Raw genomic sequence first — 21686 nt, 5'->3', positions numbered from 1 at the left:
CGGGGGATATCCAGTCGGCACCGGGCAATGTCGACCGTTTTGGCGGTTGTGGGTCATTCCACGCTGACGGCGCAATAGCCGTCAGTCTCGCAGGTTTTCGCCGCTCGTGCGCAGCGCATCGGGCTTCGCGCCGCTGCTGGAATTCGTAGTCTTTTGCGGCGTGTGTGCCACTCCTACCAACCTCCGCCAATTGCAGTACGCTTGACGACTCTTCCTGCACCCACGATGGAGCGTCGACGATGCGATATAACCAGTTGGGCCGTACCGGTGTGTTTGTTTCAGAGTTGTGTTTGGGCACGATGACCTTCGGCGGTGGCGAAGGCATCTGGCGGCAGATCGGCGATCTGCAGCAGAGCGACGCGGAGCGGCTGGTCGGCCGGGCGCTCGACGCGGGCATCAATTTCATCGACACCGCCGACGTTTACGCGGGCGGCCTGTCCGAGCAGATCACCGGCCAGGCGCTGAAGAATCTGCAAGTACCGCGCGACAAGGTCGTGATCGCGACCAAGGTGTTCGGCCAGACCGGCGAGTTCGCAAACGCGCGCGGCGCGTCGCGCTATCACATCCTCGACGGCATCAAGGCGAGCCTGAGGCGTCTGCAACTCGATCACGTCGACCTGTATCAGATCCACGGTTTCGATCCGGCCACGCCGATCGAGGAAACCGTGCGTGCGCTCGATACGCTCGTGCAGCACGGCCACGTGCGCTACGTCGGCGTGTCGAACTGGGCTGCGTGGCAGATCGCGAAGGCGCTCGGCATCGCCGAGCGGCTCGGCACCGCACGCTTCGAAACGCTGCAGGCGTATTACACGCTCGCGGGCCGCGATCTCGAACGCGAACTCGTGCCGATGCTGCAAAGCGAAGGCCTCGGCCTGATGGTGTGGAGTCCGCTTGCGGGCGGTTTGCTGAGCGGCAAATACGGACGCGAGCAGCAGGCCGAGGCGGGCAGCCGTCGCACGAACTTCGATTTTCCGCCTGTCGATCGCGAGCGCGCGTATGACTGCATCGACGTGATGCGCGAAATCGCTGCAGCGAAAAACGTCTCGGTCGCGCAGATCGCGCTGGCGTGGCTGCTGCATCAGCGTGTCGTCAGCACGGTGATCGTCGGCGCGAAGAAAATCGAGCAGCTCGACGACAACATCGCGGCGACCAACGTCGCGCTATCCGCCGATGAGCTCGCGAAGCTGGCCGAAGTCAGCGCGCTGCCGGCGGAGTACCCCGGCTGGATGCTGGAGCGGCAGGGCGAGCAACGCCGGCAGCAGCTGGCCGAGGTTCGGCACGTCGTGCAGCGATAACGCGACGGCGTACTCGCGTTCGCCTTGGAAGCCCGAATCTTCATCGATGGGCCGCGCGAGTTTCATGCTCGCGCGCGTGGGCCTGAGGCGGTCAACTGGAAAAACCGCCAACTCGTGAAGACGATCCACCGCTCTCAGGTTCTCCGCGGCCATTTCGTTTCGGCACTCGCTCAGGTCTCGACGTCCGCGAGACTGAAAGTCTCCGTCTTGTCGTTGTACGAGAAGATTTCCGCGTAACGACCCCAGTCAATCACCGCATCGAGTGTCTCCTGTGCCGCGCTGTCGGACAGCAGGTCCTCGAGTTCCTGCTCGAAGCGCACGCGCGGCGCGCGATGTCCGGGCCGTTCGTTGAGCACCTTTCTGATTCGCGCGGCGAGCGGCACGCGCTGCAACAGATGATCGGCGAACATGATCTTGCGCTCCTGCGTGCTGCCCTCGGCGAATCGATGCGCGGGTGGCGTCAGGAACACGTCACCCTCGCTGACTTCGGCAAAGCCGAGGTACTGCAGCATCTCCGCGATCGGGAACAGTTCGTCGACTTCCAGCTGCAGTGTGCGCGCGATGTCGGGCATGTCGGCGCGGCCGTTGTAGGGCGCTGCAGCGAGCGTTTCGAGCAGACCGGCCATCAGGTTGGTCGACACGTTCGGCAACCAGCTGCCGGGTTCGAGTTCGCGTTTGGCCGCGGTGTCGCTGGGGCGCGCGGTCATCTTCGCGTAGATTTCGTCGACGAGCGCGCGAAAATCCGGGTCGAGCCGGTTGCGCGGATGCGCGAACGGCACTACGGTCTCGGCCACCACGCGCCCGGGGTTCGACGACAGCACGAGAATGCGATCGCACATGAACACGGCTTCCTCGATGTTGTGCGTGACGATCAGCACTGACTTGATCGGCATGCGGTCCTGGTTCCACAGGTCGAGCAGGTCGGTGCGCAGCGTTTCGGCGGTCAGCACGTCGAGCGCGGAGAACGGCTCGTCCATCAGCAGGATGGTCGGATCGACGACGAGCGCGCGCGCGAAGCCGACGCGCTGCCTCATGCCGCCCGACAGTTCGCGCGGATACGCGTTTTCGAAACCGTCGAGGCCGATCAGATCGATCGCGGCGAGCGCGCGCGTGCGCCGCTCCTCGACGCCGACGCCGAGCGCCTCCAGCCCCGCTTCGACGTTCTGCAGCACCGTCAGCCACGGAAACAGCGCGAAGGTCTGGAACACCATCGCGACACCTTCGGCGGGACCGTCGAGCGGCTTGCCCAGGTAGGTCGCATTGCCGCTCGTCGGCCGGATCAGACCGGCGATGATGCGCAGCAGCGTCGACTTACCCGAGCCCGAGCGGCCGAGCAGTCCGACGATTTCGCCCTCGTGCAGCGTCAGATTGACGTCGTCGAGCACCAGCAGCTCGCTCTGGTTTTTATGGAAGCCGCGGCTCACGTGCTCGATGTTCAGCACTTGCGCGCCCGCGCGCGGCGACGACTGGAGCAGGTCGGCGGGAATGGCTTGAATGACGTTTTGCATGGGTTCACTCCTAGTCGAGTCGCAGCCTGATTTCGGCAAAGGCATACAGGGGGCGCCACAGCGCGCGGTTGAATAGCGTGACGAATAGCGACATCACGGCGACGCCAAGGATGATCTTCGGAAAGTCGCCCGCGGCGGTCGTCTTGGCGATATAGGCGCCGAGGCCGTGCGCGACCACATTGGTATCGCCCCACTGGACGAACTCGGACACGATGCTCGCGTTCCACGCGCCGCCCGATGCGGTGATCGCGCCGGTTACGTAGTAAGGGAATACGCCCGGCAGCATCAGCTGGCGCCACCATTGCCAGCCCCGGATGCGGAAATTAATGGCCGCCTCGCGGTAGTCGTTCGGATAGGCGGTCGCGCCCGCGATCACGTTGAACAGGATGTACCACTGCGTGCCGAGCACGATCAGCGGCGACAGCCAGATATCCGGATTCAGATGAAAGCGCACGATCACGATCACGAACACCGGGAACAGCAGGTTCGCGGGGAACGCGGCGAGAAACTGCGCGAGCGGCTGGACCTTCTCGGCGAGGGCCGGACGCAGGCCGATCAACACCCCAATCGGTACCCAGATCGCCGAGGAGATCGCGATCAGCACGGCGACACGCAGTAGTGTGATGAGCCCGAGCACGAACACGTGACCGACCTCGTCGAGCGTGACCCCGGCACGCACATAGGCGACGACGCGATAGATCGCATAGATCGTCAGCACGAATACGAGCACGCCGCACACGATGTCCCCCACGCGCGTCGATTTCTCGCCGCGCGGTCCGGTGGCGCGTCGCGCGCTCGCGAAAGGCACACGGAACGGAATGCGTGCGGTGGTCGCGAGCATCACGCCCGCCGGCGTCAGCAACTGATGAATCAGACGGGTGCGCCGCATCATGTCGAGCAGCCAGGACTGCGGCGCGTTGCCCGAAGTCGTGGTCTCCATGCGGAACTTGTCGGCCCACGCCACGAGCGGACGGAATAGCAACTGGTCATAGGCGAGAATCACGACCGTCATCGCGAGGATGACCCAGCCGACCGCGTGCAGGTTCTTGTCGCTGATCGCCTGCGCCAGGTAGGCGCCGATGCCCGGCAGCGTAACCGTATGATTGCCGACCGTAATCGCTTCGGAAGCCACGACGAAGAACCAGCCGCCCGACATCGACATCATCATGTTCCAGATCAGGCCGGGCATCGAGAACGGCACTTCGAGTTTCCAGAAGCGCTGCCATGAAGTCAGATGAAAGCCGCGCGAGACTTCGTCGAGATCGCGCGGCACCGTGCGCAGCGACTGATAGAAGCTGAACGTCATGTTCCACGCCTGGCTCGTGAAGATCGCGAAGATCGCGGCGAGTTCGGCGCCGAGCACGCGGCCCGGGAACATCGCGAGGAAGAACGTGACCGTGAACGAGATGTAGCCGAGCACCGGCACCGACTGCAGGATGTCCAGGATCGGCACCAGCACGAGACCGGCGCGGCGGCTCTTGGCGGCCAGCGTCCCGTAGACCAGCGTGAAGATCAGCGACGCGACCATCGCCGCGAGCATGCGCAGCGTGGTGCGCATCGCGTACTCGGGCAGGTTGGCCGGATCGAGCGAGATCGCCTGCGTGTTGAGCGTCGACATCGGCGCGAGCGTCTTGTGAAAGCCGATCGACGCCATCGCGATCAGGCAGATGATCAGCGGGAACGCAACGAAGTCCCATCCGTTTGGACGCAGCCGTCGTGCGGATGCATTGGCGGTGCGGTTCAGGTTGAAACCGAACTCCATCAGTAACCTCCGGGGCGGTGGGTATTCGCGCACAGCGAAGTCGTGTCGCCGTACAGGGCGGCGACACATGCATCGATTCGCGAGGGATTGTTGAGTTGGAACATGACGAATCGCAAGTTGATGAAAGGGCTCATTCAGCAAGCAACGGCCACGACGAGGCAACGCCACAGTCTTTCGATAATGGCGTTGATTCGTGACGTAAACCTGGCAGGACTTAAGAGAGCAGCGACCCGATTCGGCGCCACAGCGTGACAAGCCGATTCGATTGGACCGGATCGAGCGACAGAAGCGACTCGTAGTGAGCGCGCGACTCGTTGCGATAAGGCAGATGCGGCAAAAGCAGAGCGAAATACATGACGTTTCTCCGCGCGTCGTATGTGACGCGGCAAGCGGAAAGCGGGCAGACGGTCCAACGTCGCACGCTTGGCGCGGCGTCAGGTTGCTAGCTGCTTTCCTTCTCTAAGGCTGAAGGGAAGGGGCATAAACAACAACTGTCACTGTCGGGCATGGGGCTCCTCGTCGGGTTGAACTGCGCTCGGGCGCGCAGCGTGGTTTTACCGGCCACGCCAGAACCCGCGACCAGGCGCGGGTATCGGCGAGCGTCGGCCGCTAACCCGAAGGCTTGCGAGGGCGTGCCAGTGCGGACGAGCGAAGGCCGCGTCCACATGGCGCTCATGATCGAGGTGCACGAAGAAGATTTGCTACGGCGCGCACCGTTCTGCCTGCTGGCGGAACGGCGGCGTGGGGAAAGGGGCGCGGACGTTCTGCCGGTCAGGCAGTGAAACTGTTCGAAGATCGACTACTGCAGGTGTCCAAGGCATCAGCCCCATTTGAGAAGACGGGCGAATTCTAGACGCGGTAAAAACCCGGAGTCAACCAGATTCTGTAAGCAGAGCCAACATTTATCGACGAAGGCTTGCGCAACGAGCTCGAGAATCATTGCGTGCGGCTCCGAGAACCCGACGTTGTCTTTATGCGTTTTTTACTTGCGCTTTTGCGGGCGATGTCAATACAATCCGCCCCAACGTATCGAAGGAGTCATCCATGGACGCATGTTCAGGCAGTGGAAGTCCGATGCCGGCCAGCGCCGGCAACACAACCGCGAGATAGTCGCCGCAGGTTCACTCCTTCGCCGCTAACTCGCCCAAGTCGGGTTAGCGCGCTTCAATTCTGACCGGCCTTTGCTGCCGGTTTTCCGTAGCACGCTTCCTCTTTTCTGACGGTCGTCTGCAACCTCTGCTTGCAGAGGCCGTTGCGCTTTCGCATTGCGCTCGCCTTCGGGCCGAGCGGCGCGGAGGGATGATGCTTGCCTATCTGCTTCATATATTGCAGCAACGCCTGTTACGGGCGGAATCCGTAAGCGCGTTGCGCCGTTGTGCGCCGGAGTGCGTCACGGTAACGTCGCTGGCTCGCGCAAGCTTGCATGCCGGCAATGAATTGAACACACGTTTGCCACCTGCGTGCGCGAATAACAACGGAGCGATCCGCCTATAACTTCAACCCCCGATACGTGATGGAAAATATCTACAAGCGCAGACCGCTGAGCTCCGGCGGTGCCATCGCCGTGAGCGCGGTTCTTTCTCTCGGCCTCGTTCCCTGCGCGTTCGCGCAGACACCCGGCGAAGCCGCGCCGACGCAAGCGGCGCCATCGACTGCACCGGCCGCACTGGCTCCCGGCGCCACGGACCATGCGGCGCCCGCCGATCAGAGCGTCGCCGCGCCCACGGGATTGTGGGAGCGCTCGAACCTGCTCGGCGACATGGGCGGTTTGCGTCCGTGGCTCGGCAGCTACGGTGTGACTTTCAATCTGCAGGAGACCGGCGAGTACATGGGCAACCTGTCGGGCGGGACGAATCGCGGCGGTGCTTATCAAGGCTTGACCGAGTTCGGACTCGTCGTCGATACGCAAAAGGCGTTTGGATTGCCGGGCGGCACTTTCAACGTGTCCGGTCTGCAGATTCACGGCACGAGCCTGACCGCCAGAAATCTGCAAACGCTGCAAACCGCGAGCGGCATCGAAGCCGATGCCGCGACCCGTCTGTGGGAACTGTGGTATCAGCAGTCGCTCGGCAACGTCGACGTGAAGATCGGTCAGCAGAGTCTCGATCAGGAGTTCATGGTCAGCCAGTACGCGGCCACCTTCATGAACGCGACGTTCGGTTGGCCAGTGCTGCCGTCCGTCGATCTGCCGGCGGGCGGCCCGGCCTATCCGCTGTCGTCGCTCGGCGTGAGGGCGCGGGCGTCGTTCGCGAACGGAGTAACCGTGTTGGGCGGCGTATTCGACGGCAATCCGGCGCCAGGCGTCGGCGATCCGCAAAAGCTCGACGCGAGCGGCACGAACTTCAATCTCGGCAACGGCGTGCTCGTGATCGGCGAACTGCAGTACGCGATCAACCAGCCGTCGGCGAATGCGTCCGACCCGAAACCGGCCGGCCTGCCGGGCACCTACAAGCTCGGCTTCTGGTACAACAGCAACCACTTCGCGGATCAGGGTTTCGACACGAGCGGCGTGTCGCTAGCGAATCCGGCGAGCAACGGCGTGCCGACGAGTCATCGCGGCAACTACAGCTTCTACGCGGTCGCCGATCAGATGGTGTGGCGCGCGGGCTCCGACAGTCCGCAGTCGCTCGGTGTGTTCGCGCGCATCATGGGTGCGCCGGGCGATCGCAATCTGGTCGATCTCGGCGTGAACGCGGGCGTGACGCTCAAGGCGCCGTTCAAGGGGCGCGACAACGACGTGGTCGGGCTCGCGCTCGGCTATGCGAAGATCGGCTCGCACGCGCAGGATCTCGCGAGCGCGCAGGCGCTGTACACGCCAGGCTATCCGTCGCGCAGCGCGGAGACGATGCTCGAAGCCACCTATCAGTATCAGGTCGCGCCGTGGTGGATGCTGCAAGCGGACTTCCAGTACTTCTGGCGGCCGGGGGGCGGAATTCCGGACCCGGACGATTCGTCCCAGCGCATCAAGAACGAAGCGGTTCTCGGTTTGCGCACGACGATTCAGTTCTGAGGAACGGTCATCAGGCTGGTACGCGTTTGATCGATCGCTTCACCAAGGGCCGCGCGCCGCATCGCCGGACATGACCGGTCGACGCGGCACATAAGGACGGACGATGACTTAGCGATCGCTGCGTCTGATCATCAGTCTCGCTTACCCCTGCGTATGCGCGGCGACCGCGTCCAGCGTGCGCGCCGAGTACACCAGCGTCGCGCCCGCGTTGATCGCCATCGCGACGCCGAGCGCTTCGGCGATTTCCTCGCGGGTCGCGCCGTGCTTCAGCGCCTCGGCCGTATGGACCGTGATACAACCGTCACAACGCAGGCTGACCGCTACCGCGAGCGCAATCAGCTCGCGCGTTTTCGCGCCGAGCAGATCGGTCTTCTGACCGGCGCTCGACATCGCCTGATACGCCTTCACGCTTTCGGGCGCGAGCTTCGACATTTCGCCGATACGGCCGAACAGTTCCTTGCGGTAATCGATCCAGTTCAACATGGCAGTGCTCCTTGGTCCGTTGCGCGCCGGCGGTTGCCGGCGTCGTGGGACAAAGTATTGCGCCGCGCCGCGATATCCTGAATACTCATTCGACTCAACTTTTAGCGCGCTCGTCTCATGGACACGCTCAGTCGCCTGATCGACCTCGCCAGGCCGCAAGCGAGTCTCGATCTTCGCTGCCTGCTATCAGGCGCATTCGACATCGATCACGCGCCGCTGGAGGCCGGCGTCGCGCCGTTTCATCTGGTGCTCGACGGCAGCTGTGTGATCGAGACCGCCGCCGGCGTGCCGCTCGAATTGCAGGCCGGCGATTTCATGCTGTTTCCGCGTGGCGCCGCGCATCGCGTGCGCGATGTAAAGCGCTCGGCGGGTGGCCTGCCGTTGACGCTCGGGCATGACGGCATGCTGCCGGTGCGGCGCAACGATGACCACGAAACCACTGCCACGGCCGCGCACGCGCCCAACGACACCGCGGTTCACGACGGCGTCGATCTGCTGTGCGGCCGCTTCGTCTATGCGCCCGGTTCATCGGCGTTGCTGCTCAATGTGCTGCCCGATCCGCTGCACGTATCGCTCGGGGATGCGCAAACGCTCGATGCGTTGCAGACGGTGATCGCTCTGATGCGCGGCGAAGCGGAGCGGCGTCAGCCTGGCGCGCTCGCGATCGTGACGGCCTTGAGCCACGCGCTGCTCGCGATGGCACTGCGCGTGCACGGCGAGCGCAATGCGAACGGCACCGGGATGCTCGCGTTGCTGACGGACGCACGCCTCGGCGCATCGGTGCAGGCCATGCTCGACGCGCCTGAACGCGCATGGACGATCTCTGAACTCGGCGAGCGCGCGGCGATGTCGCGCGCGACATACGCGCGCCACTTCAACGAGCGCGCGGGCGTGACCGTGATGGATTTTCTGACGCAGATCCGCATGGCGATCGCCAGCGATCTGCTGTTGCGCACACAACGCAGCGCGGCGGACATCGGCGAGGCGGTCGGCTATCAATCGGAGGCGGCGTTCGGCAAGGCGTTCGCGCAAAGCGTCGGTGTGACACCGGGACGTTACCGGCGCCGCACACCAACGGACGGTGCTCTGGATGAGTGACTAAAGACTCAACGCGTGGGCGATTCTATCTGGGCGGTCCGCCCTTGCTGAACGCGCGCCTTTCGAGCGACGCCATCAGTCGGGCGACCACGAGCGCGCAGACCGTGCCGAGCGTCACTTCGGCAAGCCGCAGAAAGGCCTTGTCCCACGCCGGGCCGATGCCTGGCGCCAGCAGCATGATCGTCGCGGTGATGCCGCCGAGGCGCGCTGCGCTGCCGACGTTGACGACCCAGCAGATCAGGATCGCGACCGCCACGGTCGCCGCGTACGCGGCAAAATGGCCGCCGCCCGCGAGCGTGCCGATCAGCCCGCAAATACCGCCGACCATCGCACCGATGAACTGATCGCGCGACAGCTTGCGGGTGTCGATATAACTATGCTGGCTCACCGCGATCGCGGTGATCGCGGCCCAGAACGCCTGCTCGGTGTGCAGCGCGCGACCGATGCCGAACGCGAGACTCGCGCCCGCCACGGCCTGCACGGCCATGAAGCCGCCCTCGATCAAGCGGTCGCCGAGCGGCAGCGTCTTCAGGAAAGCGAACAGCGCATCGGCGGCGTGCGTGCGTGAGGAAGGGCTTGAATCGTCGGACGGAGTCATCGGATGAAGGCGGCTCGGCTGGGCAGGGGGTGCCGTATTCTAGCGGCTCCGCTTTACGCTTCCACTGCTAGCTAGTACAACATCCCTGAAATAGATTGAATAATCAACTGCCCCGGTTATCATGTCTGAATGAGCCGAGGCCGCCATGCAACGCCAGTGAAGCTGGCGAATAAAGAACGACAGGAACTGCTATCGCTGATTGAGCGGAAGACGGCTACGCAGCGAGATGTGATGCGGGCGCGTATCGGGTTGTGGGCCCACGAGGGTCACTCCAATACGGTGATTGCGCGGGAACTGGGTGTCTCGGTGCAAACGGTCTGCCTGTGGCGCAAGCGCATTGCGCGGCAAGGTGTCCAGGGTATTCGCGAGGGCGAGCGCAGTGGCCGTCCGCCACGCATCACGCACGAAGCGCGACTGCAGTTGATTGCGCTGGCGTGTGAAGCGCAGGAGCCTGAGGGACGGGTCACGCCGACACTCGACGAGATTGCGGCGCGTGCCGTGGAGCGCGGCGTCGTCGGGCAGATCAGCCGCAGTCACGTGCAGCGCATTCTGCAGGCCGGCGACGTACGCCCGCACCGGGTCCGGCAATGGCTGCACAGTCCAGACCCGGCCTTTCGCGAGAAGGTCAACGTGATTTGCAAGCTGTACCGCAAGGCGCCGCGAAACGCGGTCGTGCTCAGCATCGACGAGAAGACCGGCATTCAGGCCATTGAGCGCAAGCACCCGGGACGGGCACCCGCGCCAGGACGGCTGCGTCGCCGTGAATTCGAATATATCCGTCACGGCACCCAGGCGTTGATTGCTGCGCTCGATGTGCATACCGGAAAGGTGTTGGCAGAGTGCCGCGAGCGGCGCACCCAGGACGATCTGGTAGCCTTCATGGAACGCGTGGCGGCCGCGTACCCAGACAAACAGGTGCACGTGGTTTGGGACAATCTGAACACGCATCGCGCGCAGGCCGTCTGGCAGGCGTTCAATGCGCGGCATGGCAAGCGGTTTCACTTCCACTTCACGCCGTTGCACGCAAGCTGGGTCAATCAGATCGAACTCTGGTTTGCCCGTTATACGCGCCGGGTGCTGCGCCATGCCAGCCACACCAGCACCGCGCACCTGCGCGAGCGCACCGGGCAGTTCGTCGGCGAGCACAATCAGGCCGCACGCCCCTTCAAATGGAGTTTCCGGGGCTATCCGCTGCAAAGCGGTGCATCGTAATCGAGGAACGCAGATGCCAGCTGTACCTGCCAAACACCACGCTGCTGAACTGCAGCGTCGACTGCGCAGCCTGCTCGGTCATGAGCAGATCGTCACGCAAGCCTACGGGCGCCACTTGCTGATCAAACGTCTGGACGATGACGAGCCAACCGTCGTGGCGCGCCTCACCGAGCTCGGCCGCAATCGATATGGCGCCGCCTTTCGTAGCCATAGTGGGCGTTGGGAACCGCTGCCGGGCACGGGTTCGCTCGACGAAATGGCCGATGTGGTCGTCACGCTCCTACAGCCTTATTTGCAGCCTGATAATTATTAAACGTATTTAAAGGATGTTGTACTAGATCGTGCCGAACAGCGCGCGCGGCCGGTCGCGCAGCGTGTGCGCGAGAATCTGCAGGCCACGCGTCAACTGCTCGCGCGACTCGGCGCAAGCGAGGTTGATCCGCACGCCGTGCTCGACCGTCGAGCGATCGACCGCGAACGCGGATGCGGGCATCGTGTTGACCCCGCGTGCGAGCGCGTTTGCCGCGAAGTCGTCCGAGCGCCACGGCGGCGGCACGCGCAACCACACGAACATGCATGCGGGGTCGCTCTTCAGATGCTCGGCGGGCAATAGTTCGCGCGCGATCTCCTGGCGCGCGCGCAACTCGGCGCGCTGCGCGTCGAGGATCGTCCGCGCGGTGCCGTCCTCGATCCAGCGTGTCGCGATCAGCGTCGACAGCGGCGCAGGCATCCATGCGGTCGTTCGCACCGCTTCCGCGGCCAGCGCCGCGCCATGCGGCGGCGTGCGCAGATAGCCGATGCGTAGACCCGGCGCGAGGATCTTCGACGTCGACGTGATGTGGAAGGTCAGCTCCGGGCACAGGCTGGCGATCGTCGGCAGGCGCGCTTGCAGCAGCGGGCCGTACACGTCGTCCTCGATGATCACGATGTGATGCCGACGCGCGATGTCGGCGAGCGCCGCGCGACGCGCGAGGCTCATCGTCACGACGGTCGGGTTCTGCAGATTCGGCACCGTGAAGATCGCCTTCACGCGGCGATGCCGGCACGCGTCTTCGAGACGGTCGGGCAGCAGCCCTTCGTCGTCGCTCGGAATGCCGACGAGTTCGAACTGAAACACCGGCGCAAGGGCTTTCAGCCCATAGTAGGTCAGCTGATCCGACAGGATCACGCCTTCATGCCCCATCAAGCTGCTCAACACCGCATACAGGCCATGCTGTGCGCCGCTCGTGACGACCACGCTGTCGGCGCCGGGAGTGAAGCCGGGCGCGGCGAGCCATTGCGCGCCCGCGGCCCGCGCCCATTCGGGGCCTTGCGGCGGCTGATATTCCTGGGTCTCCGGATAGCGGGGATCGTGCGCAATTTGCGCCATCGTCCGCGCGAGTTGTGTGAGGAATTCACCGGTGGCAGGCCGGTTCACGGTCAGATCGAGCACGGCGTTCCGGTTGGGGTTGCCGTTTGCCGACGTGCTGTCGCTGCGGGCATGTACGGCAGGCATGGCGCCGCCGATGACGATCGAGCCGCGCCGCTTGCTCGCGACGATCAGCCCACGCGTCTGTAACTCCTTGTACGCGCGCGACACGGTCGAGACATTCAGGCCCAGCTCCAACGCAAGCACGCGCTGCGGCGGCAGGCGGCTGCCCGGCGGGTAGAGGCCACTGCGGACTTTTTCCTCGAGGCTGCGCGACACTTCGAGATAAGTCGGCTGACGCCCCTTTGTCTGGAGAACGTCTTCACCGTTTGTGTGGTCAATTGCGCTTTTCATCCAGCTTGAATCTCCATACAAAAACTCGTTCGACCGTACCGGACAAGCCAATACTAAACCCGTTTGTCATCGACTCGCCAAGCGAAAGTTACGTTGCCCTGCACGATGCTCGCCCGTTTCGCTCGGGGAAAGTACCTAAGTCCACACAAAGCCAAATTAATTGAACACAAAAAAACTTTGTGTGAGTATTAAAGCATGATTTGTATGGCGCTGTGTCGAAAGGCGACGCGCAACTGTAGTACAGGAGGGACGGTTGTGACAGAACAGCAGAGCACGCTCCTGCCGGTCGGTGCGTCCGGTGCGGGTTCGGGTCGAGCGGCCAGTTTGGCCGGCCGGCGAACGCGATGAGCGAAGTCGCCGTGCTGGGCGCGGGCTTCGTCGGCCTGTCGTGCGCCTACTGGCTGATGCGCGACGGTCACCACGTCACGTTGTTCGACGCGCTCGGTCCGGGCGAGGCCACGTCATACGGCAATGCGGGCACGTTCGCCAACTACGGATGCATTCCGGTGAACAACCCGGCGGTGTTCCGCAATCTGCCGCGTTTCCTGTTTTCGCCGACGAGTCCGCTGCGGATTCGCTGGCGCTATCTGCCCCAACTCGCGCCGTGGCTTGCGCGCTTTCTGTACGCGTCGATGCCGCGCCGCTACGAGCACAGCGCGCAGGCGCTGGCGAGCCTGCTGTCGCGCGCGTTCGACGGCTATCGCGAGATGCTCGAGAGCGACGACCTGTCGCGCTTCGTGCGGCCCCGCGAATGCCTGTACCTGTATTCGAATGCGGCATCGTTCGAGGCCGCCCAGCCGTCGCTCGCATTGCGCCGGTCGCTCGGCGTGAGCTTCGAAAACTTCGACCGCGCCGGCATCGCCGCACTCGAACCGAATCTCGCGCCGATCTTTGCGCACGGCACGTTGTTCAACGGCAGCTGGTTCCTCAGCGATCCGCGCGGCTTCTTGCAGGCGCTGCATGCGGCGCTGCTCGCTCGCGGTCTCACGCATGAGCGCAGCGCGGTTCGTACGCTCGTGCCGGGCGCCACCAGCGTGCGCATCGTCGACGACGCGGGTCGCGCCCACGCCGCCGCGCAGGTGGTCGTCTGTGCCGGCGCGTTTTCGGGCCGCTTCGCGCGTCAATGCGGCGACCGCGTACCGCTCGATACCGAACGCGGCTATCACGTGCGTTTTCCCGGCACGTCGTCGCTGATTTCGCGGCCGTGCGGCTGGGCCGAGCGCGGCTTCTACATGGTGCCGATGGACGGCGGCATCCCGCGCGGCGGGCACCGTCGAGCTCGGCGGCTATGGACCACAGCGCAATGCCGCGCTGCTCGATCTGATCACGCGCTCCGCGCAGCACGCGCTGCCGCAATTGCCGCAACCGGATAGCGACTGGCTCGGTTTCCGTCCGAGCCTGCCCGACGGCCTGCCGGTCGTCGGGCCGTCGAGCGGGTCGCCACGCGTCGTCTACGCATTCGGTCATCAGCATCTGGGCGTCACGCTGGGCGGCGTCACGGGCAGCGTCGTCGCCGATCTGGTGGTGGGGCGCGTGCCGCCGGTCGATCTCACGCCATATAGCCCGCGTCGTTTTTAACCACCGTAACTGCTGCACGGAAAAGGACGGACATCATGAAACGCAGAAATCTGGTTGTCGCACTCGCCCTTGGGATGTTGTGTGCGCATGCGCCGTCGTACGGCGCCGAGCCGCAAATCGTCAAGATCGGCTTCGTCGGACCGCTGACCGGACCCGTCGCGCGGGTCGGCAAGGATCTGCAGAACGGCGCGCAGCTCGCGGTGGACGAAGCGAACGCGAAGCATCCCATGATCGGCGGCAAACCCGTCAAATACGTGCTCGACGTGCAGGACGATCAGGCCGATCCACGCATCGCGATTCAGGTCGCGCAGAAGCTCGTCGACGACGGCGTGGTCGGCGTGATCGGCCATTACAACTCGGGCTGCAGCATTCCGGCCTCGGCCGTCTATCACACGGCGAACGTCGCGATGATCACACCGGGCTCGACGAACCCGGCGCTCACCGCGCAGGGTTTCGCGAACGTGTTTCGCACGATGGGGCACGACGGCGTGGGCGGTGTGATCGCGGGCGAGTTCGCGGTGCAGCAGTTGAAGGCGAAGCGCATCGGCATCATCGACGACCGCACCGCGTTCGGCCAGGGCCTCGCCGATGCGTTCGAGAAGGGCGCGAAGCAGGCGAACGGCAATATCGTCGATCGCGAGTTCACCAACGACAAGGCGGTCGATCTGCGCGCGATCCTGACTTCATTGAAGCAGAAAAACGTCGACCTGATTTTCTTCGGCGGGCTCGACGAACAGGGAGCGATGCTGGTCAAGCAGATGCGCTCGCTCGGCATGCCCGCGCAACTGTTTGGCGCGGGCGCGCTGAAGAGCAACGCGTTCCTGCAGATTGCGGGCAACGCGGGCGAAGGTACACGCGATCTCGAGCCCGGTCCGGCGCTCGACAAGCTGCCGTCCGCGCAGGAGTTCGGCAAGCGCTACAAGGCGCGCTTCAATCAGGATGTCGAGCTTTATGCGCCGTTCGCATACGACGCCGCGCTGGCGATGATTCAGGCGATCCAGGACGCGGACTCGCTCGATCGCGCCAGGATCGTCGCCGCTTTTCCAAAAGTGAACGTGACTGGCGTGACGGGGAAAATCGCGTTCGATCCGCATGGGGATCTGATCAAGCCGCCTTATACGCTGTTCGAGGTACAGCAGGGGCAGTGGAAGAGTCAGCGGACCGTGGGCGGCAGTGGGGTGTGAGCGTTGTTCAGACTGGGCCGGCTGTCAGCAGCCCGCGTTCACCGGCGAGGCGATCCGCTTCTCGACATCCGACGATTCGATCGCGGCGATCAAGGACGGCCGCGTGCAACCGGGCAAGGTCGTCGTAATGCGCGGCGCGGGCGTGTGCCCGACCGATGCCGTCAATTTTAGGCAATTGACTTCGTTGTCGACTTCGACCTCAACTGACATCAGCACGCACAAACCGACGTAACGTCCACCAACAGCAATCTCGCGTCGTTGTCCACCGGCCTCGCCACGGCGTCGAGCAGTGTGACGGCACTGTCGACAGGCATCGCCAACGGCACCGTCGGCCTCGTGCAGCAGGTCGGCGGCGCGCCGGGCAATGGCACGATAACGGTCGGCGCGAACACGGGCGGCAACGTCGGCGACTTCATGGGCACCGCGGGCGCGAGCCAACTGACCGGCGTCGCCGCGGGCACCGCGCCGACCGATGCGGTCAACGTGAGCCAGTTGCAGGCGGTGGCCGCGATCGCCAACGACGCGGTGCTGTACGACAACGCGTCCCATGCAAGCGTGACGCTCGGCGGTGTCGGCGGCAGCGTCGCGCTGGGGTCGGGCGCGCAGGCGAGCGGCGCGGGTTCGTCGGCGGTCGGCGCGAATGCGTTGCGGCCGCGCCCAACTCGGTCGCGCTCGGTGCGGGCTCCGTCGCCAGCGACGCGAACTCGGTGTCGATCGGCTCGCTCGGTCACGAACGGACGATCTCGAACGTCGCGCCGGGCGTCAGTCCGACCGACGCAGTCAACATGCAGCAGTTGGACTCGGTTCAGCAGGGGGTGAACGCGGTGGCGCGCCAGGCCTATTCAGGCATCGCCGGCGCGACCGCGTTGACGATGATCCCGGACGTCGACCCCGGCAAGACCCTCTCGGTTGGAATCGGCTCGGGCAACTACAAGGGCTACACGGCCGTTGCAATCGGCTTTTCCGCGCGCGTGACCGCCAACCTGAAGGTCAAGGGCGGCGTCGGTACGAGCGCGACGGGGAAACCGGCTGTATGTCCGCGACGATCCCGATCCATTACCGCAGCCGACGCGCGGCCGGATGCTCGCGCGCCAGATCGAATCACTGATAAGGGGGGGTGATCGTGCAATATGACCCCCCCTTCGAAAACACCATCCCCCCCTCCCAAAGGGGGGGATTTGAAAAGCGACTGGCTCTATCTTTCTTCTCGAAATTCACAAGGCGTACGGGGCCGGCGCCGCTGGCCGCTCACGCCGACCTGGTGCCGTATGCGATTTTTTATGTTGGCTTTTTCGTCCTGTTTGAACTGGTTGCTCGTGTGAGTGAAATTCCAGATGCAAATGTCTTTCGCCGCATTTGTCGAGCGGGCCGGTCTTCAAGTCGCCAGGGCGAAAGAAAAAGGTGATAGATGAATATCCTGTTGGTGGAAGACGATCCCGCGCAAGCTGATTCGGTCGAAAGGGAAATCGGGCAATCCGGGCATCGAATAAACAAGGTCGAGCGGGGCAAGGACGCAATCAGTTTTCTTCAGGCCAACGAGGTCGATCTCGTGGTGCTCGACTGGGAATTGCCGGGCATGAGCGGCTTCGAGGTGCTGTACTGGATACGCCGTCACCTGGGCCGCGAACCCGCGGTGCTGTTCGTGACCAGCCGGCTTCTGGAAGTCGACATCGTGCAGGCGCTGGACGCCGGCGCGGATGACTACGTCGTCAAGCCGTTCCGGACCAAAGAGGTGGGGGCACGGGTAGGCGCGCTGTTGCGTCGCACACGACGCAGCATAAAGGTGGAAAGTGCAATCGCGGTTGGGCCGTATGTATTCGACGTCACGCAGCGCAGTGTTTTTCTGCACGGCGAATCGATCTTGTTGACGGAAAAGGAATTCGACGTGGCGGCCTATTTCTTCGCGAACGTCGGACGGGTCGTTTCCAAGCGGCTTCTGGCGAAGCTTGCGTGGGGCCGCGAGCTGGATAGTACGTCGCGCACGATCGACACGCATATCTACCGGCTGCGACGCAAGCTGGCCCTGCATCCGGACAACGGCGTGCGATTGACGACCGTCTATACGCACGGCTACCGGCTCGACGAGGTCGATGCTGGCAGCGCGGAAGCGCAAGCGCCGGCGAGCGCCGAGCCGGAAGACGCTGTCGCGGAGAAGGACAGGTCCGAGCAGGGCGCGCAAGGCGATCTCCGCTAGCGATCCGACACGAGGCCATGAGCGACCCGAAGCGGATTGCGCTGGTCGCGCCTCGTTGCGCGGCTCCTCATTGAGTCGTCATACGGTTCGGCGTATCTTGAAAGCAAATTCACAACGACCCTCCATGCCTCTCACGGATAGCCGGTGAGAGGACACCTCATGAATACAACCGCTGATAGTTTCGAGCGTGAATGGATCGTGTCGCTGATCCAGACCAAGATGATGCCGCCGCGTCTTCCCGCCGGTTGCGTGCAACGGCCGGGATTGCTCCGGCGACTCGATGAACGACGTCCGCGTCACATTACGCTTGTGACCGCGCCCGCGGGTTTCGGCAAAACGACCTTGCTTGCCGCGTGGAGCGAAGCGCAAACGCGAAAGAAGCGTCCCGTTGCGTGGCTCAGTCTCGATGGAGAAGACGACGATCCGCAGCAACTCGGGGCCTATCTGGTGGCGGCACTTTGTCGCGCGTCGAAGGAGATCGCGTGGCAGGCACAGCAACTTCTCGATAACGATGCACACACGCCGGTCAGAACGGTCATTTCAGTGCTGCTCAATGGCATCGCCGCATACGGCCGTAGTGTTTTCCTGGTGCTCGACGACGTCGACCGTCTAAGCGCGAAATCCGTTCTCGCGATCGTGTCGCGCCTGCTGCGCTACGCGCCCGACAACCTGCACGTGCTGCTCGGTGCGCGCGGCGAACCGGCGCTGTCGCTGAGCGGGCTGCGCTCGCCCGACAAACTTTCGCGTGTGAATGTCGACGATCTGCGCTTTTCGCTCGACGATGCTCAGGCGTTTTTCGACCACACCGGTAACGCGCTGCTCAACCGCAACAGCGTCGAGTTGTTGAACAGCGCGACCGAAGGCTGGGTGGCCGGTTTGCAACTGGCTTCGCTCGGACTGAACCGGATCGATGACGTGGCCGCACTCGCCAGTCATCTCGCCGGTTCCCGCTTCGGCATCGATCGCTACCTGAACGATACGGTGTTTGCGCATTTGCCGCCGCCCATGCTGACGTTTTTGCTTTACACGTCGATTCTCGAGCGGCTTACGGCGACGCTGTGCGACGATGTCATGGGCGGTGAGGGCGAAAGCGGAGAAAAGCTGGACTGGCTCGAGCGGCATAACGTGTTCATCCGGCCGCTCGATGAGACGCAGAACTGGTATCGCTATCACGCATTGCTGAGCGATGCGCTTCGCCGCCGTCTCATGCGTCAGACGCCACGACAGGTTCCGTTGCTGCATCGCCGGGCCAGCCTGTGGTTCGCGCGGGCTCGCCTGTGGCCCGAAGCCGTGCGACATGCGCTGGCTGCGGGCGACATCGGGCAGGCGGCGCAGTGGGCCGAAAACTGTGCGATGGAGATGCTCCAACGCGGCGACCCGTTCATGCTGCCGGGCTGGATTCGCAAACTGCCGCCGGACGTGATCGCGGGTCGACTGCGCTTGCGTCTGGCGAAAGCCTGGGCTCTCGCGATGTCGCTTGAGACCGCGCGCGCGTCGAAGGAGATCGGCGAGATTGCCGACGAGTTCGAGCGAATGGCCCGTGATGATCGGTCGGTAGCCGACGAGGTCGCATGGGCGGAGATCAACGCGATCCGCGCGGTGATCGCTTGCGTGAACGACGACAGCGAACATGCGCTGGAACTCGGGCGTGCCGTTGAGGCATCGACGGCGCCTGCGGAACCGTGGGTACGCCATTACGGGCAAAGCGCGGAGATTTTCGGCTTGATGTATAGAGGGCAGTTCGCCTACATCTCCCGCGTATGGAGAGCGCGGGTCGATCAGGTGGGACTCAGCCGGAAACCGAACAGCGCGGATATGTTGCGCGACGCGGTGTACGGCATCGCCGCGCTGATACACGGCGAACTTGCCGATGCGAGGCGGGTGATGGAGGTCGCGATGCGGTACTCCGAGGATCAGCTAGGGGAGTGGTCGGCGGCCGCGGCCGCGGTAGCCGGTTGCCTTGCGTCGATTTACTACGAGTGCAACGAGCTGTCCAAGGCGCGGAAGTTGATCGACGCTCGCATGACAATCGCGCTGGAGACCTCGCCGCTCGCCGCGTTGATGCGCTATATGCTTACCGCGTCGCGCCTGCTGTGGCGGGATGGCAAAAAAGGGCCGGCGCTCGCCGTTCTCGAGGACGGTCGACAGCTCGCGATAACCCGTCGATGGTTGCGTCTGAAGCTCGCGTGCGATGCGGAAACCGTCAGACAGCTGCTTGCCGACGGTAGGGTGGTCGAGGCGCGACAGGTCACCGACGAACTGAGCGCGAGTGTACCGATGATGTGCGAAGGGCGACGAGGCTCGGCGATGGAAACGTGGGCAAGCTACTGCGTGCTGCAAGCCCGCGTTCTGCTCGCTGAAAATGCCGCCGGCGACGCCGTTGGTTTTCTCTCGCGCTCACTCGACAATCTGGTTGCACTGGGCTGGCGTTATGCCGAGGCCGTCGTTTCGCTGCTGCTTTCTCTCGCGCATGAGCAGAACGGCGCTTCGGAACAGGCGTTCGCTGCGCTGGGAAACGCGCTGCGGATCGGCGGCGCGATGGGGATGATCAATAGCTTCGTGGACGAGGGGCCGCCGATGCGTGCGTTACTGGAACGCTTTCGCCGCACGCCATCGGAAATCGCGACCGGGCACGCCACGTATATCGGCACGGTGCTGTCGGCTTTCGACGAGGCGGATAACGCGCCATCTTCTTCGTCGAGCTATGCCGACACGAAGATGACGCCGGGCACACTGAGCGCGCGAGAACTCGAAATACTGGGCTACGTCGCTCGCGGGCTGTCCAACAAGGAAATCGGACGATCATTGAATCTGGCACCCGAGACGGTCAAATGGCACATGAAGAACGTGTTCGAAAAACTGAACGTCAATTCGCGGTACGAAGCCGTGCAGACTGCCTTCGGCATTCAGCCTGGAGCCGACTGAAGCGCCGTGCCGCGTGATGCGCCGCCATCCGGTCACCTCACTGCGGCTCGCGTCCAAACGCTTCGCGCAGCTTGCGCTTGGCCCGCTGCAATGTATCGCGCCGCTCCTTCGGCAGGTTTCGGCCCGCTCGATTGATGTAGAAATTGAGCATCGACATCGCCGATTGAAACGGCGTGCCCTTGCGTCGACGGCTCGCCGTCGACGAGTGCTTCAACGATTGCGCGATGGACTCCGCGCTGCCGGTTTTGAAAATATCCTTCTGGATGTCCATCGCGTCGCTCGTTTCCATTACGTGATGCGACCATCTCTTCGCGCCGGATGCGCCGTTCGACTTCGCGGTTTTGGCGAGATGCGCGGCATGCGCCTGCGCGTGGCGCTGACGCGGTGGCCGTCCCGACTTGCCACGAGACACAGGGCGTTTCGATTTGCTGCTGGTCTTTCGGGTCGCCATTGTGTTGTCTCCTGAAGCGGAATGTCGGATTCGCCCCGCGTCGAAAATGGTCGATTTGGCGATCAGAGCTTCACGCCCCCGGCCTCGGGCGCATCCGACGAACCCGCGGGAATGTCATCGACGCCGAGATCGCCGCGCCTCGTATAGACGTCGCCGCCCCAGTACGGTTCGCTGCCGTAGTACTGATGCACGGTGGTGGCCCACGTCTGATCCGCCATCGATGGCCAGTGATCCTTATCAAATCCCGGTGCGTTCTTCACGCGCTCGGCCACCATGTTCAGCACGAAGCATTTTTCCTGCGTATCGAGTGTCAGCGCACTCCACGGAATCGCGAGCAGCTTGTCGCCGATGCCGAGAAAGCCGCCGCTCGACAGCACCGCATACGCGACGCGGCCCGAACGAACGTCGAGCATGATGTCCTTGATCTTGCCGATGTGTTCGCCGTCGCTGCTGATAACCTTGTTGCCGTCGAGCGTAGCCGCGGCCATTACATCCGGACCTGGGCCTTCCGCGGTCGCGGCGCCTTTACCGACGATGTTCGCACCTTGTGTCTGGGTCTGCATCACCATGATGGGCTCCTTTTGAAGGGGTGAATGTACCGAGGCATTTAGCAACGGCCGTTCCAT

At 63.8% G+C, this 21686-nt stretch carries 22 protein-coding genes; 13 read left to right on the top strand and 9 right to left on the bottom strand.

Going from position 1 to position 21686, the window contains the following annotated elements; translation table 11 throughout:
• Positions 1-239: 239 nt before the first annotated feature.
• Positions 240-1295 (top strand): aldo/keto reductase, encoded by a 1056-nt coding sequence (locus tag OKW41_RS12295; protein ID WP_429572652.1) that lies wholly within the window; start codon positions 240-242, stop codon positions 1293-1295.
• A gap of 170 nt (positions 1296-1465) precedes the next feature.
• Here OKW41_RS12295 and OKW41_RS12290 read toward each other — a convergent pair whose 3' ends face one another.
• From OKW41_RS12290 to OKW41_RS12280, 3 genes are all read right to left on the bottom strand, one after another.
• Positions 1466-2803 carry an AAA-associated domain-containing protein gene (locus tag OKW41_RS12290; RefSeq protein ID WP_429572651.1) on the bottom strand — a complete coding sequence of 446 codons (1338 nt, stop codon included), beginning with the start codon at positions 2801-2803 and terminating at the stop codon, positions 1466-1468.
• A 10-nt stretch (positions 2804-2813) separates the two neighbouring features.
• On the bottom strand, positions 2814-4565 hold the full coding sequence (locus OKW41_RS12285; RefSeq protein WP_429572650.1) for an ABC transporter permease: 1752 nt from the start codon (positions 4563-4565) through the stop codon (positions 2814-2816).
• 214 nt (positions 4566-4779) lie between these two features.
• On the bottom strand, positions 4780-4920 hold the full coding sequence (locus OKW41_RS12280) for a hypothetical protein (protein ID WP_184009884.1): 141 nt from the start codon (positions 4918-4920) through the stop codon (positions 4780-4782).
• 1158 nt (positions 4921-6078) lie between these two features.
• On the opposite strand from OKW41_RS12280, the gene OKW41_RS12275 reads away from it, so the two are divergent.
• A complete protein-coding gene (locus tag OKW41_RS12275; protein ID WP_429572649.1) occupies positions 6079-7575 on the top strand; it encodes a carbohydrate porin in 1497 nt (498 codons plus the stop codon).
• A gap of 141 nt (positions 7576-7716) precedes the next feature.
• Here OKW41_RS12275 and OKW41_RS12270 read toward each other — a convergent pair whose 3' ends face one another.
• Positions 7717-8058, bottom strand: coding sequence for a carboxymuconolactone decarboxylase family protein (locus tag OKW41_RS12270; protein WP_184009880.1), 342 nt, complete (start codon positions 8056-8058; stop codon positions 7717-7719).
• Between the two features lie 117 nt (positions 8059-8175).
• Here OKW41_RS12270 and OKW41_RS12265 point away from each other — a divergent pair, with 117 nt between their 5' ends.
• On the top strand, positions 8176-9156 hold the full coding sequence (locus tag OKW41_RS12265; protein ID WP_429572648.1) for a cupin domain-containing protein: 981 nt from the start codon (positions 8176-8178) through the stop codon (positions 9154-9156).
• A 25-nt stretch (positions 9157-9181) separates the two neighbouring features.
• Here OKW41_RS12265 and OKW41_RS12260 read toward each other — a convergent pair whose 3' ends face one another.
• On the bottom strand, positions 9182-9754 hold the full coding sequence (locus tag OKW41_RS12260; RefSeq protein WP_429572647.1) for an FUSC family protein: 573 nt from the start codon (positions 9752-9754) through the stop codon (positions 9182-9184).
• 129 nt (positions 9755-9883) lie between these two features.
• On the opposite strand from OKW41_RS12260, the gene OKW41_RS12255 reads away from it, so the two are divergent.
• Together OKW41_RS12255 and OKW41_RS12250 are read left to right on the top strand one after the other, a co-directional pair.
• Entirely contained in the window at positions 9884-10966 is a 1083-nt protein-coding gene (locus OKW41_RS12255) for an IS630 family transposase (protein WP_429571245.1), read from the top strand.
• Between the two features lie 13 nt (positions 10967-10979).
• On the top strand, positions 10980-11279 hold the full coding sequence (locus OKW41_RS12250) for a hypothetical protein (protein WP_429571246.1): 300 nt from the start codon (positions 10980-10982) through the stop codon (positions 11277-11279).
• A gap of 21 nt (positions 11280-11300) precedes the next feature.
• Here OKW41_RS12250 and OKW41_RS12245 read toward each other — a convergent pair whose 3' ends face one another.
• The gene (locus OKW41_RS12245) at positions 11301-12728 is read right to left on the bottom strand and encodes a PLP-dependent aminotransferase family protein (RefSeq protein ID WP_429572646.1); all 1428 of its coding nucleotides are present in this window, start codon (positions 12726-12728) and stop codon (positions 11301-11303) included.
• A 344-nt stretch (positions 12729-13072) separates the two neighbouring features.
• Here OKW41_RS12245 and OKW41_RS12240 point away from each other — a divergent pair, with 344 nt between their 5' ends.
• Genes OKW41_RS12240 through OKW41_RS12230 form a run of 3 tightly spaced genes read left to right on the top strand, consistent with a single transcriptional unit; the run spans position 13073 to position 15490 of the window.
• A complete protein-coding gene (locus OKW41_RS12240; protein WP_429572645.1) occupies positions 13073-14101 on the top strand; it encodes an NAD(P)/FAD-dependent oxidoreductase in 1029 nt (342 codons plus the stop codon).
• Positions 14085-14306 (top strand): NAD(P)/FAD-dependent oxidoreductase, encoded by a 222-nt coding sequence (locus OKW41_RS12235; protein ID WP_429572644.1) that lies wholly within the window; start codon positions 14085-14087, stop codon positions 14304-14306. Before OKW41_RS12240 ends, OKW41_RS12235 begins: the two co-directional genes overlap by 17 nt.
• A 35-nt stretch (positions 14307-14341) precedes the next feature.
• On the top strand, positions 14342-15490 hold the full coding sequence (locus OKW41_RS12230) for a branched-chain amino acid ABC transporter substrate-binding protein (protein ID WP_429572643.1): 1149 nt from the start codon (positions 14342-14344) through the stop codon (positions 15488-15490).
• A 24-nt stretch (positions 15491-15514) separates the two neighbouring features.
• On the opposite strand, the gene OKW41_RS12225 is transcribed toward OKW41_RS12230, so the two are convergent.
• Complete coding sequence (locus tag OKW41_RS12225; RefSeq protein WP_429572642.1) at positions 15515-15706, bottom strand: hypothetical protein; 192 nt, start codon at positions 15704-15706, stop codon at positions 15515-15517.
• 198 nt (positions 15707-15904) lie between these two features.
• Between OKW41_RS12225 and OKW41_RS12220 the strand changes: the two genes are divergently transcribed.
• The 5 genes from OKW41_RS12220 to OKW41_RS12200 all read left to right on the top strand — a co-directional run bounded on the left by OKW41_RS12220 (position 15905) and on the right by OKW41_RS12200 (position 20609).
• Complete coding sequence (locus OKW41_RS12220) at positions 15905-16309, top strand: hypothetical protein (RefSeq protein WP_429573396.1); 405 nt, start codon at positions 15905-15907, stop codon at positions 16307-16309.
• Positions 16198-16611, top strand: a complete 414-nt coding sequence (locus OKW41_RS12215; RefSeq protein ID WP_429572641.1) for a YadA-like family protein — start codon at positions 16198-16200, stop codon at positions 16609-16611. Before OKW41_RS12220 ends, OKW41_RS12215 begins: the two co-directional genes overlap by 112 nt.
• Before the next feature lie 2 nt (positions 16612-16613).
• A complete protein-coding gene (locus tag OKW41_RS12210) occupies positions 16614-16895 on the top strand; it encodes a hypothetical protein (protein ID WP_429572640.1) in 282 nt (93 codons plus the stop codon).
• Positions 16896-16898: 3 nt separating this feature from the next.
• Complete coding sequence (locus tag OKW41_RS12205) at positions 16899-17684, top strand: response regulator transcription factor (RefSeq protein WP_429572639.1); 786 nt, start codon at positions 16899-16901, stop codon at positions 17682-17684.
• Positions 17685-17843: 159 nt separating this feature from the next.
• Complete coding sequence (locus tag OKW41_RS12200) at positions 17844-20609, top strand: LuxR C-terminal-related transcriptional regulator (RefSeq protein ID WP_429572638.1); 2766 nt, start codon at positions 17844-17846, stop codon at positions 20607-20609.
• Between the two features lie 37 nt (positions 20610-20646).
• Here the strand turns inward: OKW41_RS12200 and OKW41_RS12195 are convergent, their stop codons facing one another.
• Together OKW41_RS12195 and OKW41_RS12190 are read right to left on the bottom strand one after the other, a co-directional pair.
• Positions 20647-21060, bottom strand: a complete 414-nt coding sequence (locus OKW41_RS12195; protein ID WP_429443702.1) for a DUF3175 domain-containing protein — start codon at positions 21058-21060, stop codon at positions 20647-20649.
• 62 nt (positions 21061-21122) lie between these two features.
• Positions 21123-21629, bottom strand: coding sequence for a PRC-barrel domain-containing protein (locus OKW41_RS12190; RefSeq protein ID WP_429443701.1), 507 nt, complete (start codon positions 21627-21629; stop codon positions 21123-21125).
• Positions 21630-21686 lie beyond the last annotated feature (57 nt).

Origin of the sequence: Paraburkholderia sp. UCT70 (assembly GCF_050434085.1) — a bacterium.
Classification (GTDB): Bacteria; Pseudomonadota; Gammaproteobacteria; order Burkholderiales; family Burkholderiaceae; genus Paraburkholderia; species Paraburkholderia tuberum.
This window is presented reverse-complemented; position numbering and strand designations above follow the sequence as displayed.